This is a genomic window from Paenibacillus sp. OT2-17 (genome assembly GCF_009827695.1).
In the GTDB taxonomy this organism is placed as follows: Bacteria; Bacillota; Bacilli; order Paenibacillales; family Paenibacillaceae; genus Paenibacillus; species Paenibacillus polymyxa_B.
Map to the genome: position 1 here is coordinate 20,942 of NZ_WUDQ01000018.1, position 12,731 is coordinate 33,672.

A 12,731-nucleotide genomic window follows, 5' to 3' on the forward strand; every position below is an offset into this window, starting at 1 on the left:
AAGAAGCGTGTGCGTTCGGAAGAACAATCTGCACGCACAGCGCCTCCCCGCACCACCAGTAACTATTTTTAATCCCCCACCCGATTCAAAAACACCTTCGTCCGTTCCAGCTGCGGATTGTTGAAAATCTGCTCTGGTGTACCGGATTCTGCAATTTCGCCATTATCCATAAAAATGACACGATCCGCCACATCTCTCGCAAAGTTCATCTCGTGGGTCACGATGACCATCGTCATATGTTCCTCAGCCAGCTTTTTGATAACCCGCAGCACCTCACCCGTCAGCTCGGGATCAAGGGCCGAGGTCGGCTCGTCGAACAGTAAAATATCAGGGTTCATCATCATTGCCCGGGCAATCGCCACACGCTGCTTCTGTCCTCCCGACAGTCGGGATGGATACGCATCTGCTTTATCTGCCAATCCGACTTTAGCCAGCAACTCAGCGCTTTGGCGACGCAGTTCAGCCTTGCTCACCTTTTTCACCAGCTTCGGAGCCAGCTCCAGATTATCCTGCACCGTCAAGTGAGGGAACAGATTAAAATGCTGAAACACCATGCCCATACCGGTAGTAATGCCCTTAATATCACCTGCCGGAGCGTACTGACCGTTTTCCACCAGTGCTTTATCATGAATGCGGATCGTCCCGCCCGTCACATCTTCCAGGTGCACCAAACTACGGAGCATGGTACTTTTTCCTGAACCTGAAGGACCGATGACGGCTACAACCTCGCCCGCTTTAACGTTAAAGCTCACTCTTTTCAGAACGTCGAGCTTGCCGAACGATTTTTTCAAATCGGTAACTTCTATTGCATTAGTATTCATATCTCGACATTCCTTTTACTCGAATTTAAAACGTTTTTCCAGCGCCCTGAAGAATAGCGTCAGCACCAAAGCTAACAACAAATAAATAACCGCCGCTACAACATAAGGTACAATCGAGAAATCACGGTTTACAGCCGTATTGGCAAAATGCAGCAGTTCCGGTACCGCTACTGCATACAGTAGTGCCGTATCTTTTACCAGTGTTGTCGCCTCATTGGTTACCGCAGGCAAAGCAATCCGTACCATTTGCGGCACAATGACTCTAATCAGCGTCTGCGACTTGCTCAAGCCCAGCACTTGCGAAGCCTCGTATTGCCCTTTATCAATCGACAACATCCCGCCTCTGAAAATTTCTGCAAAATAAGCTGCATAATTCAGTACAAATGCCAGTACCGCAGCCGTTGTCCGGTCCAATACCAGATACTCCCCAATGACAGGCAACATCGGCAGACCAAAACAAAAGAACAATAATTGCAGCAAAAGCGGTGTGCCGCGTATAACATAAATGTACGTATGCATCAGCCAGGCGATTGGCTTAATCCGGCTTTTGGCCAGCAACGTAACGATAAAACCCAATGGAATAGACAAGATGAGCGTGATGAAAAATAAAATAACCGTCATCTGTGCCCCTTCAAGCATAGGCTTCATAATTCGTAAAATGTATTCCATACTCATGACCTTCGACTCCTAAACCCTTAGTTCAATACACTACGTATTAATTTAATACTTTATCTTCACCAAACCACTTTTTCGAAATTTCAGCAGCTTTTCCGTTCTTGTGCAGCTCATCCAAAGCGGATTGCAGCTGCGTCAACAGCTCTTCATTCCCTTTTTTCACACCGATACCGTATTCCTCAGGGGCCAGTGATTCATCAAGCAGCTTATACGTCCCTTGTTCCTTCGACATATAGTACTTGGCAACGACTTCATCAATGACAACCGCATCCAGACGTCCGGTTTTCAAGTCTGTCAAAGCGAGAACATTATCCGGGAACTCGGACACTTGCTTCAATTTACTTTTGATCGGATTTGCATCCAATGCATCGGCTGCTGAAGACAGCGTCTGGAGTCCGACCGTTTTGCCCGTCAGATCAGCCAGCTTGGAAAGACTGGAAGTAGCCGGAATGACAATCACCTGACTGTTTTTCAGATATGGCTTCGTGAACAGCACTTTTTCCTTACGCTCATCCGTAATGGTGTATCCATTCCAAATGAGATCAATACGTCCGCTGTTCAGCTCGGATTCTTTGGCAGACCAGTCAATCGGCTGAAATTCCACCTGTTTACCCATTTGTTCCCCGGCCGCTTTTGCATAATCAATATCAAAGCCGGTCAGCTCGTTATTTTCATCTCTAAAGCCCATCGGGGCGAATTTATCATCAATTCCAATAATCAATTTACTGTCATCCTTACCGCCGGAACATCCGGCCAACACGATCATCATCAATCCAATTAACATCGTAAACATGGCTGCTTTTCTCATCTTATTCCCCTCCAACAATGGTGACCCCCGTATCCAAGAACAGGTGGCAAACGCTTTAGTTCGTTAACACGTTATCAGAGTATCATCATAACACACCGCAGGATACTCGTCGAGAGGAATGAGCGGAATCTTAGCCTTATATAAATGGAAACCTGTGACGAAAATTTGACCATTGTTCTATAATGTAAAACCTTACCTTGACATGTCACCTAAACCGTCTTATTATTTCCTAGTATTCTTATATACTTTTATTCATTTTAAATTTTCAGCAGCAATAGTATGTAAATCAGCTTGATAGACAGGAGAAATAAAGCCCCATGTACATTTTAAAGCGTCTTTTTACGATGTTCATAACGTTGTGGATTATCGTCACTTTAACGTTTATCATCATGCACATCATTCCGGGTGATCCATTTTCGAACGATTCCAAAACCATTCCGGAAGCGGTATTGCAAAACATGCGTGCCAGGTACAATCTGGACAAGCCGCTCGCTGTGCAGTATGTGCTGTATCTAAAAAATCTGCTAGTGCTGGATATGGGCCCGTCTATTCAATCGAAAACGACGGACGTCAATGTGCTCATCGCCCGAGGTTTTCCACCTTCTGCATTGCTGGGTATTCAATCCATCGTGGTCGCGATTATTGCCGGTATTTCGCTCGGAACGCTGGCTGCTCTACACCATAATCGACCACTGGATTATATCTCGATGTTTATCGCCATTGTTGGTATTTCCGTACCCAGCTTCATATTGGCACCGCTGTTAATCAAGTATGTTGCTGTCCAATGGCACCTGCTTCCGGTCGCCTCATGGGGAACCTGGCAGCATACGGTGCTTCCTTCGCTGGCTCTCGCTGTTTCACCGCTTGCCGTTATCGCCCGCTTTATGCGGACGAGCATGCTGGAAGTCATGCATGAGGAGTACATACGCACTGCCAAAGCAAAAGGGTTGTCCTCTTGGGCAGTAGTCATTCGTCACGGATTACGTAATGCGTTGATTCCGGTGCTTTCCTTTATCGGACCGCTATTCGCTTCCGTTATTACAGGTACCTTTGTCGTTGAAAAAATATTCGCCATTCCCGGCATCGGTAAATACTTCGTAGATAGTATCTTTAATCGGGATTATCCAGTGATTATGGGGACGACCATTTTCTACAGTGCCATTCTGGTCGTTACTTTATTTTTAATTGATATATCCTATCGCCTTGTCGATCCGCGAATCAAATTAGACAGCAAAGGAGATTAACATGAAAGCAGCACCTACTGTCGAAAAGGACAGCCTGTTTAGTCTTGTAGACCGCAGCCAGATCCCCACTCCCACGTTGACCAGACCCAAAGAATCACCCTGGCGAGATCGGCTACGCAGACTTTTTAACAACAAGCTTGCTCTGTTGGGGCTTTCTCTACTTATTATTATTATTGTGCTGGCGATTATTGGACCTTCCATGGTTCCTTATGCACCCAGTGATCAATCCCTTTTGAAGACGAATCTTTCTCCTTCGGGAGAGCACTGGTTTGGCACGGATGATCTGGGGAGGGACGTATGGGCACGGACATGGGCCGGTGCTAGAATTTCACTCATGATCGGCTTTGCCGCTGCCGCCATTGATTTGGTGCTTGGCATTCTCGTCGGCTGTGTTGCTGGCTATTGTGCTGGGCACGGTAAAACGGGCGACCGGATCGACAGCATTCTCATGCGTATTATTGAAATTTTGTATAGTATTCCTTATCTGCTGGTCATCATTCTGCTGCTCGTCATTATGAAGCCAGGCCTACTCACGATGATTATTGCATTATCTATTACTGGCTGGGTCGGTATGGCCCGTGTAGTGCGTGGGCAAATCTTACAGCTGAAGCAGCAAGAATATGTGTTAGCAGCCCGCAGCTTGGGGACATCTCATTCACGTATTATCTTCAGACATTTGCTACCGAACGCAGCGGCAATCATTATTGTAAATTTGACGTTCACTATTCCGTCGGCTATTTTTGCCGAATCGTTCCTGAGCTTTCTCGGTCTGGGGATTCAGTCTCCTTCGGCCAGCTGGGGGACGATGGCTAACGATTCACTTGGCGTTATTTTAAGCGGTCAATGGTGGCGCCTATTTTTCCCCGGACTGATGATATCGCTCACCATGCTGGCGTTCAATACACTTGGAGATGGACTTCAGGATGCACTTGACCCGCGCTCACAACATTAACAACAGAGAGATCCAAATTGGACAAGGAGGGGTGTCACCATGATCCGCAGCTTCTCGCCTAACCGCAGGAAAAACGGCAGTTCCTTTATCGAAGTGCGCACACGCGGCATACCTGCGGGAAAGGAGGATGAATAAATCCCGGTACGGTGTACCTTATTTTTGGCATAACTAATCACAGTAATGGAGGAAAACCACGATGAAAAAAATGCATTGGATGACGATCATCTTACTTTTGGCCGTAACGGCTTTAGCTGGATGCTCGGGTACTTCGGACAAAACAGCAAGCAACGACCCGTCCGCTACGCCTCAAGCAGATATCCCGCAAGAAATTACTGCCAATCTGGCAGGTGGGGAGCCTTATACGCTAGACCCTGCTTTCGCATCAGATACAACGTCCTACTTTGTGATTGATAACTTGTATGAAGGGCTGTATACATACGATAAGGCCGGTAAAATCGTAGAAGGCGCTGCCAGCAAAGTAGATGTATCTCCTGACGGCAAAACCTACACCTTTACTATCCGTGATGGTGCAAAATGGTCGAATGGTGACCCACTGACAGCTAAGGATTTTGAATACTCCTGGAAACGGGTACTGAATCCGAAAACAGCTGCCTACGATCCTTCTGCCCTCTACTACATCAAAGGTGCCGAAGCGTACAACACAGGCAAAGGTAAAATTGAAGACGTGGGTGTTACAGCCAAAGATGATAAAACTCTTGTAGTTGAGCTGAAATCACCGCTGAGCTTCTTCCCAACGATCGCAGTGGGTCATGCCTATCTGCCAGTAAACCAATCGGTTGTTGAGAAAAATGACAAATGGGCAGCTGAAGCGGGCACAATTGTCGGCAACGGTGCGTATGTAGCCAAGGAATGGAAACATAACGAGCAAATTACGCTGGCTAAAAACGATCAATTCTGGAACAAAGATGCCATTACGATGGCAACGATTAATTTTAAAATGGTTCAAGACTCCACAACTTATTATCAAATGTATAAAACGGGCGATCTGGATCTGATTTTGAGCCTTCCCGTGGATACACTGGATCAGGAAAAGAGCAACAAGGAATTCCTGTCGCATCCATCTTTCAGTGTGTACACCTATTCTTTTAACGTAAAACAAAAGCCGTTTGACAATAAAAAAATCAGACAGGCCATCGCCTACGCGATTGACCGCGAAGCACTGGCTACCAGCGTAACCAAAGGTGGCGAAACTCCGGCTTACGGTTATGTTCCATACGGAACAACAACGCCATCCGGCAAAGACTTCCGTGATGAAGCACCGAAAAAATACTATGAGTTTGACGCTGCAAAAGCGAAACAATTGCTGGCCGAAGGTCTGAAAGAAGAAGGTTTGACCAAGCTGCCACCGATTACCTTCAAATACAACACTTCGGACAAGCATAAAAAAGTAGCTGAAGCGATTCAGGAAATGCTGAAAACGAACCTGGGCGTTGCAGTGACGTTGGAGAATCAGGAATGGAAAACGTACATTGATACCTTTAAACAGAAGAACTTCCAGATCGCCCGTATGGGCTGGGAAGGAAACTTCCTGGATCCACTTGGCGTATTGGGGCATTACACTTCCAAAAATTCGAACAACTTTACCAACTGGAGCAACCCGGAGTATGACAAACTGATCGAATCCTCAACCTTTGAGCTTGATCCGGCAAAACGCTTTGAACAGCTCCATCAGGCAGAAGACGTATTGATGGAAGATCTGCCGATTATTCCGATCCAGTTCTCTGCGGACACTGCATTAATCAGTCCTAAGATTCAAGGTATCGTATTTGATGCTCGTTCGAACCCAGACCTGCGCTTTGCGAAACGGGTCGAAAAATAATGGTTTTACGTTTCGGGATCACTGCCCTGATTGTCGGTACCTTAGGATTTCTGTACGCCATCCCCCATCTCTTGTATGGTCGTGAAAACATGGCTACTGCAAATCTGTTATTCCTGTTGGGGTTGCTGGGCTTGGTGATCGGTGCAATCTTCCACGTTCTGCAAAGCGGTTTTCTAACCCTCTTCCTGCGGGGATTTGCCGACATCAGACAGTTGTTCATTCGTCAATCCAAGGCATTACGAGAGGAAAATGAGCGTTTGCGTTCCGATGAATCTCTGTCAGCCTGGAAAACATCCATGTTCCGCCATCTCAAGGTATACACTTCGGGGTGCGGGACAGGGCTTATACTTTGCTCGATGATATTAATGGGGATAAGTTAGTTAGGGCGTATGAAAGCTTTCTTGCGGTTGGTGGGCGCTGCGCGTGCAGATTGTTCTTCCGATCGCGAACGCTACGCTTCTTCAGAACAATTCTGCCCGCTCCGCTGGCAACCGCCGTAGAGCTTCTATACGTTTTAGAGGTGTGCAGGAGTGGAAAGATTAGTGGGCCAAGTGATTTAACTTGGCCTAACCCCTAGACAATACAAAAAAGAGAGAGTTCCGCGGAGCTAGTTCGTGGGACTCTCCCTTTTTTGTTTCAATAAATCTACCATCTGCGTCGTTCGTCGCCTCTCAGGGGAAAGTCGCTCAATTCTCCGAGTTGGTCATGTGCAGCCTTATAAATGCGAAGAATAGCTTGTACCTTGTTAAAATCATTGTCTTCCGGGCCGAATCCTTCCATATACATTTTTTGAATGATGTTTTGGAAGAAATCCATACGTTCGCGGACGGAATCCTGCTCGATTTGCAGTACCTCTTCAAAGCTGTGTGTCTCAGCAAAATCAGACAGCTCATCAAACTCCTGTTCCTGATATCGCTCTCCCCGAGTTTCAGGATTGAGATCAATAGAGGTACGCAAGGTTGACAATAAAATATTTTCACGCGCCAGCATGACATGAAAATCTTTGTTCTTAAACAGATCCGTAACGATCAGACGGCACATTTCCTTGTTCTGGAGCAGAATCCCGTCAAATGGATGCAGCGTCCACACACCGTAGTTAAAAAATAAATTAAAATTGAAGTTGCTGCTTCCATACTGATATACAATGTTGATTTTCGATTCGTCGATGATTTCAAATGAAAATTCCAGCATGCATTCTCCTTTGGGATTCCAATATTTAACTCTATCCTATCAGAAAATACATGATTTTCAATAAAAAATTTTATTTCACAGAATCATTTAACTCCACAATTGAATCTGCTTTTTCGCTACTGGCAGCCACGAGTAAATAGACAATCACACACCCTAAAATAAAGGACATCATACGCTCGCTCTCTCCTTTTGTCATTCGCTTTTTAAGAGTTTATGCACGAGAATGCTATGTATGTTCATCATGTCCTTTATTAGCTGCTGCCAAACCAAAAAAGACGCCTTTCGGAGTCATCCGGCGTCTTTTAATAGATTGGGTCTATTATTCTACATTGTCATCAGTTCAAAAACGAGCTTAAACCCTCAGAAGAATTGCTATCCTTCAGTGTTTTGGATGGTTCTTTCCCTTCGATCCCCAAGCGTTGGCTAAGGTTGGCATTGATTGCTGTCATTTTACTTGTGTAATCATGGCAGCTTTCAATAATTTGGCGATTCGATTTTTCAGACAGATCCAAAGCAGATACCAAATCACCAATCGCCTGATTCACAGCCTCCAGTGACATAGAAGGCTTGCTAAGCAGATCTGTCGTTCTCTCGGTCGTCGTTTTGAGAAGCTTTGCATTTTCCTTGAATTGATCTTCAATCGTACGGTTGGTCGCATCGACGGCTGAAATGATTTTATCCTGATCCGCCAGCGCCATCGCGATCATAGCCGATACAGTGATCAGATTCGATGTTTTATCAATCGCATTATTTACAGAATCAATCAGTTTATCATTGTTATCATTAATAATATCTGTTGCTGCAATCGCCTGATTGTATAACAAAATCATTTCTGTCATCGACTGTGTACGAGTAACCACCTTGCGCAATCCCCGCTCCAGATGTGGCTTACGGTTTTCGTTTTCCGGCTTGGCAATCTCGGTCTCAAACAGTTCTTTCAAGCGATTACCAAAGGCAATCTTCGTCTGTAAATTGTAGATTTCTTCAATGGAAGCCTTCTTCAACTGTCTCATGCTGACGATGTTTTCTTCCAGATTATCCTTACCATCTCTCAAGGCAGTAATGATTTTCTCGATGTTCGTCTTCACCGACTGATACTTGTAAATGTAGTTCTTTAACGGGCTTTTACGCAGGAGCTTGCCAAAAAAGCTCACATTTTTGCTCTGCTGGAGCGTTTCGCATTCATCACGCAGCTTTAAGATCATATTGGATACCTCAGCCCGATCACCGGACATGAGGTCGTTTACCGGACGATCCAGCATTTTAAGGGTTTGCCCCGCACGTTCCTGCGTTTTAACCCCCAGCTTACCGATATCATCCATTAAGGTATCCAGGCTCATGACATCGCTTTGTGATACCTTCTGAATCAGCTGTGAAGCCTCCTCAGTCACCTTTTGTTCATCTTCTTTTTTCAATTCAGCCCATGGGGTCGCCATACGCTACCTCCTATTCTGAAAACAACTGTTACCCAAGTCTAATCGTTGTTATTCAGAGCAGCTATACTGCTACTTTTTTATTTTCTCAAAAAATCGCCTACAATTCGGAACTGCTATATCGCTGGTGAATAAGCTCCGCTTTGCTCTGTAATTCCAACAGATCCTTATGCTCCACCGTAGATACAATTACTGATATTTTACTGTCCACATCCCGTAATCCGTTTAATAATGTCCTCCGGTTGGTCCGCTTCGCATCGCCGCTGAGCCGAAGAAATGGATTAATCAGTCCGTTCAAATCCTTCAAAATCAATCTCCGAACCGTATGATTCACTTCGCTGTTGTTCAGTTCATGCAAAAGTGGAATGACCCGCTGCAAACGTGCAAATAGAGCCAGCGCCTTCTCGACGATCTCGTTATCAAGCGCATCCTTCTGTCCCTCGGAGATCACCATATCCTCCAGTACCTCCAAATACTCCATCACCTGAGCAAATTCACTGCTCACCTGATCTGGTTGACGTACTTGTCCTGTCATAGACTCCGGTCGAACGGCAGCTTCCTTTTCATGCTGATGTGTCTCAGCGACCTGCTCCTGCACCACCGGAATCACGGAACCGGTCAGATTGGGGCGAGGATGGCGAACAGCCATGATGGCGCTGTATCCTCCCAAACCAATGATCGGAATCGCCAAACACACAAACAGTGGCAACCAAAAACTTAGTAAAAGCGCAATCAGGTAGCTAACCACAGCAATCGTGGCACCCCACATTTTTGACGTCATAGCTTGTACCTCCTGACGTAAACCCTTACCATATTGTAGAAAACAATATTTGTGTGTGTCAATGTACGGATTTACGTATGGTGATTGGCTGCTCGATATGACTGGCTAAAATGTCGTATTGCGGATGAAGTGAACCGATCTCATGACCCAAAGCCGATTTCACCGCTAGATAAGGAAAATTGATACCGGACAAACATGATACATGAAGTCCTCCGGACATCCGCGGATTGATCTCTAGCAGCTTGGCATGCTCGCCGTTATATTTTACCTGAATGTTATAATTGTACGGAATGTGATACGCCTCAGCGACCTTCTGTGCCACCTCCAACAGCTCGGGATGCTGCTCCAGCAGCCGTAATCGTCCTCCTGCCTTCCTACGCGGAACCGCCGCTAGCAGCTTTCCGTTCCGGTCAGCCAGGCAGTCAATACTGTATTCGTATCCCTCCAGCAGCTCCATCACCATCAGATTGGGAAATGATTCTGTGGATGACAATACGCGGTGTGCTTCCTCGAACGAAATATGATTCAGCGCATGGCCGAACAGTTCCTCCAGCGGATTACGTTCATTGTCGATGATACGAAAGCCCATTCCGCCTTCTGCATTACATGGCTTGAAGCATACCTTATGTCCAAGTGCTATTAACGACTCATATGCCTGTTTAAATTGCTCGGCATTGCTGGCAATGGCATAATCGGGAATCGTGACAATGTCCTTTTGACGAATGGATTCATAAAACAAATCCTTTTCCATCAGTTGCTCCAGCAGTTCGGTATCTTGGCATACCATCACTTTTGTCCCAATATCATCGAACAAATAAAGATGCTTGCTAATATCGAGCATATTCCACCGTGGGATAAAGACATCAATTCCGTGCCGCTTGCAAAAATCAGCGCAAAATTGTGCGTACTCCACACCACTGGTGCGAGGCTCTACTTCAGCCACATCACTGGCCTGTAGCGCCATGTGCTGCGGATCTGAGTGTGTCGCATAGATCTCGAACGGAATACCGTCCTCATTGTTACGAATAGCATTCATATAATGATACGCCACTGAAAACCAGCGATTAAAATACACCTTAACCTTCTTCACAGAGCCACGTCCCCTATCTATTCTGAAAATGAAGTTTGAGCTGCGAACACACTCCGGTGTATTGCATGAACATACGCCATGATTTCGTCCGCTGCATACACCCCCGACACTTCTGTAAAACGGTAATTGACCTCCAGCTTATCCCGCAGCTGTTCCCGATACAATTCACCATGACGGGGAGCAATCGCATAATCGGCATAGTCCAGCAGACAACGGTCCAGCAAAGAGTCACCGGACGCAACCACAGCCCCTCCATTCGTGAGATTACGGATATGCTCCACGGCTGCCTGTTTATTCACAGCCGCAGGCACCAGATATATCTTACGACCTTGAATGGATACCTCCCAGCCCATTTCACGCATGATTCGTGCCTTCTCCAGCACCTGTTCCAGCGGCATACGATCCCGTTCAATCATGAAAGCATAGAATAACTCGTCGCAAAAGCGTTCGTTTACGACCCAGTCTTCATCCAGCACCTGTCCGAACACCTGACGAGCTTCTTCCGCATGAGCACCATCACGGCGTACTTGTTCATGAATACGCCGATTCCACTCTCGATCCACCTCGCCTCCGACGATGATGTTTCCACCATTACTCGTCACGGCATATGCGGGAACCAACTCCGTCTGAAACACAGTGATTCGTCTATACTGTTCTATCGTCCGAGTCGTCACGGGCATAAACATCACATCTTCAGGCAGTGTCTTTAGCAATTGCAGGGCTTGTTCAGAAATAAAAGCCGACGTCGCCCCGTCTATCTGTTCCGCAGGCAACAGACCAGGGGATTCCAGCGGTACGCCAAGCGAACGTTTGGAGTAAATCAGTGTCTGATCCAGATCACTTGCGTAGATCATTCTTGTCCCCCCTTGAGCGGCTTGATAATTCCGCAGCAGGAATAAGTCAATCCTTCAAATACCTCTACAGGCACTCCACGATCCTTTGCCAGCAGCATAATATGCTGAAGATTCGGATTATCTTCGCGGTCAATCAGAATTTTCCACGGCACTCTGCGCAGCAGTACACGAGTCGTCTCCCCCACTCCGGGCTTGACCAAATTGATATCCCGAATACCAAATGCCTGCTGAATCGCCTCAATATCCCGTAAGCCCTGCCATGTCACCGCAGGCGGATTCAATGTCATTTGTTCAGCGTATGCAACGGCCGTTTCAGCCACGTCTTGAAAGTACCCGGATACCGTATCCACAAACGTATTGGACTGATCCACTGACCGCCAGGATTCATAAAATTTGGCCCCATGGAAATCGTCAGGGCCTATGAGATCGTCGCGTAATACCGTCCGACTCATCAAACCTGATACAGTCGAATTCAGACAAGCACTTGGAATCAAATAATCTTCTCGTGTACCAAAGGTTTCTGAACATCTGCCCGGATCGGCCAGCACCGCCAGATCATCATTTAGACGCAACCCGTAATCCGCGTTCATCTCACGACAGGCCTCAATCAATACCTGGCGAATCGCCCCTTTCCCCGTCCAGCCATCGACAAACTGAAGTTCAATCTCCAGTCCATGCTGCTGTAAAATGTATAAAATCGCATTCCGGTCAATGCCTTTGCCACGAATAATAGAAATGCTGTAATGCGGCAAGGATACGCCATACTTCCAGTCAATATAACGCTTGATCAGGATACCAATGGGCGTCCCTGCTCTGGCAAGAGAAACAATCGCCGTGTTCAGGCCTCTTTTTCTCACAATCATCTCAGCCACAGAAGCTGCCGCTAATGCAACCTTTTTGGCAGATTGGGCAAGCGTTTCGTGAAACAGTGCAATATACTCTGCTGTGGGCTCGTATTCCACTGGCAGCATTTCTGAATAATGGACTCCCGACTGAATCGCCTCTTCACGATCCTCCATCCCTTTTTCCAACGTAACCCGGC

13 protein-coding genes are annotated in these 12,731 nt (G+C 46.5%); 4 read left to right on the plus strand and 9 right to left on the minus strand.

Annotated elements, in window-relative coordinates; translation table 11 throughout:
* Nucleotides 1-68: 68 nt before the first annotated feature.
* From GRP75_RS06555 to GRP75_RS06565, 3 genes are read right to left on the minus strand one after another with little or no spacing between them, the layout of a single operon-like run.
* Nucleotides 69-821 (minus strand): amino acid ABC transporter ATP-binding protein, encoded by a 753-nt coding sequence (locus GRP75_RS06555; protein ID WP_028542079.1) that lies wholly within the window; start codon nucleotides 819-821, stop codon nucleotides 69-71.
* Between the two features lie 15 nt (nucleotides 822-836).
* The gene (locus GRP75_RS06560; RefSeq protein ID WP_023987212.1) at nucleotides 837-1,496 is read right to left on the minus strand and encodes an amino acid ABC transporter permease; all 660 of its coding nucleotides are present in this window, start codon (nucleotides 1,494-1,496) and stop codon (nucleotides 837-839) included.
* A 40-nt stretch (nucleotides 1,497-1,536) separates the two neighbouring features.
* Complete coding sequence (locus GRP75_RS06565) at nucleotides 1,537-2,304, minus strand: amino acid ABC transporter substrate-binding protein (protein ID WP_028542078.1); 768 nt, start codon at nucleotides 2,302-2,304, stop codon at nucleotides 1,537-1,539.
* Between the two features lie 317 nt (nucleotides 2,305-2,621).
* On the opposite strand from GRP75_RS06565, the gene GRP75_RS06570 reads away from it, so the two are divergent.
* The 4 genes from GRP75_RS06570 (at nucleotide 2,622) to GRP75_RS06585 (ending at nucleotide 6,720) form a co-directional block, all read left to right on the plus strand.
* On the plus strand, nucleotides 2,622-3,548 hold the full coding sequence (locus GRP75_RS06570; protein ID WP_160788890.1) for an ABC transporter permease: 927 nt from the start codon (nucleotides 2,622-2,624) through the stop codon (nucleotides 3,546-3,548).
* Between the two features lies 1 nt (nucleotide 3,549).
* On the plus strand, nucleotides 3,550-4,500 hold the full coding sequence (locus GRP75_RS06575) for an ABC transporter permease (protein WP_023987209.1): 951 nt from the start codon (nucleotides 3,550-3,552) through the stop codon (nucleotides 4,498-4,500).
* A gap of 196 nt (nucleotides 4,501-4,696) precedes the next feature.
* The gene (locus GRP75_RS06580) at nucleotides 4,697-6,340 is read left to right on the plus strand and encodes a peptide ABC transporter substrate-binding protein (RefSeq protein ID WP_160788891.1); all 1,644 of its coding nucleotides are present in this window, start codon (nucleotides 4,697-4,699) and stop codon (nucleotides 6,338-6,340) included.
* Complete coding sequence (locus GRP75_RS06585; protein ID WP_160788892.1) at nucleotides 6,340-6,720, plus strand: DUF3899 domain-containing protein; 381 nt, start codon at nucleotides 6,340-6,342, stop codon at nucleotides 6,718-6,720. Before GRP75_RS06580 ends, GRP75_RS06585 begins: the two co-directional genes overlap by 1 nt.
* Before the next feature lie 265 nt (nucleotides 6,721-6,985).
* On the opposite strand, the gene GRP75_RS06590 is transcribed toward GRP75_RS06585, so the two are convergent.
* The 6 genes from GRP75_RS06590 to GRP75_RS06615 all read right to left on the minus strand — a co-directional run.
* Nucleotides 6,986-7,531, minus strand: coding sequence for a hypothetical protein (locus GRP75_RS06590; protein WP_023987205.1), 546 nt, complete (start codon nucleotides 7,529-7,531; stop codon nucleotides 6,986-6,988).
* A 335-nt stretch (nucleotides 7,532-7,866) separates the two neighbouring features.
* Nucleotides 7,867-8,967 (minus strand): toxic anion resistance protein, encoded by a 1,101-nt coding sequence (locus tag GRP75_RS06595; RefSeq protein ID WP_023987203.1) that lies wholly within the window; start codon nucleotides 8,965-8,967, stop codon nucleotides 7,867-7,869.
* A gap of 97 nt (nucleotides 8,968-9,064) precedes the next feature.
* Nucleotides 9,065-9,745, minus strand: coding sequence for a hypothetical protein (locus GRP75_RS06600; protein ID WP_068938757.1), 681 nt, complete (start codon nucleotides 9,743-9,745; stop codon nucleotides 9,065-9,067).
* Between the two features lie 58 nt (nucleotides 9,746-9,803).
* Nucleotides 9,804-10,835: an ATP-grasp domain-containing protein gene (locus GRP75_RS06605; RefSeq protein ID WP_076161246.1), complete on the minus strand. Its 1,032-nt coding sequence runs from the start codon at nucleotides 10,833-10,835 to the stop codon at nucleotides 9,804-9,806.
* Between the two features lie 17 nt (nucleotides 10,836-10,852).
* Nucleotides 10,853-11,689 (minus strand): HAD family hydrolase, encoded by an 837-nt coding sequence (locus tag GRP75_RS06610; protein WP_023987200.1) that lies wholly within the window; start codon nucleotides 11,687-11,689, stop codon nucleotides 10,853-10,855.
* Nucleotides 11,686-12,731: cysteine protease StiP family protein (locus GRP75_RS06615; RefSeq protein WP_160788893.1), on the minus strand; the 1,046-nt coding region annotated here is incomplete at its 5' end. The genes GRP75_RS06610 and GRP75_RS06615, both read right to left, overlap by 4 nt.

What these genes read in the sequence shown, in the direction of transcription:
- GRP75_RS06555 (WP_028542079.1), bottom strand. Translation starts at nt 821, where the DNA reads ATGAATACTAATGCAATAGAAGTTACCGATTTGAAAAAATCGTTCGGC.
- GRP75_RS06560 (WP_023987212.1), bottom strand. Translation starts at nt 1,496, where the DNA reads ATGAGTATGGAATACATTTTACGAATTATGAAGCCTATGCTTGAAGGG.
- GRP75_RS06565 (WP_028542078.1), bottom strand. Translation starts at nt 2,304, where the DNA reads ATGAGAAAAGCAGCCATGTTTACGATGTTAATTGGATTGATGATGATC.
- GRP75_RS06570 (WP_160788890.1), top strand. Translation starts at nt 2,622, where the DNA reads ATGTACATTTTAAAGCGTCTTTTTACGATGTTCATAACGTTGTGGATT.
- GRP75_RS06575 (WP_023987209.1), top strand. Translation starts at nt 3,550, where the DNA reads ATGAAAGCAGCACCTACTGTCGAAAAGGACAGCCTGTTTAGTCTTGTA.
- GRP75_RS06580 (WP_160788891.1), top strand. Translation starts at nt 4,697, where the DNA reads ATGAAAAAAATGCATTGGATGACGATCATCTTACTTTTGGCCGTAACG.
- GRP75_RS06585 (WP_160788892.1), top strand. Translation starts at nt 6,340, where the DNA reads ATGGTTTTACGTTTCGGGATCACTGCCCTGATTGTCGGTACCTTAGGA.
- GRP75_RS06590 (WP_023987205.1), bottom strand. Translation starts at nt 7,531, where the DNA reads ATGCTGGAATTTTCATTTGAAATCATCGACGAATCGAAAATCAACATT.
- GRP75_RS06595 (WP_023987203.1), bottom strand. Translation starts at nt 8,967, where the DNA reads ATGGCGACCCCATGGGCTGAATTGAAAAAAGAAGATGAACAAAAGGTG.
- GRP75_RS06600 (WP_068938757.1), bottom strand. Translation starts at nt 9,745, where the DNA reads ATGACGTCAAAAATGTGGGGTGCCACGATTGCTGTGGTTAGCTACCTG.
- GRP75_RS06610 (WP_023987200.1), bottom strand. Translation starts at nt 11,689, where the DNA reads ATGATCTACGCAAGTGATCTGGATCAGACACTGATTTACTCCAAACGT.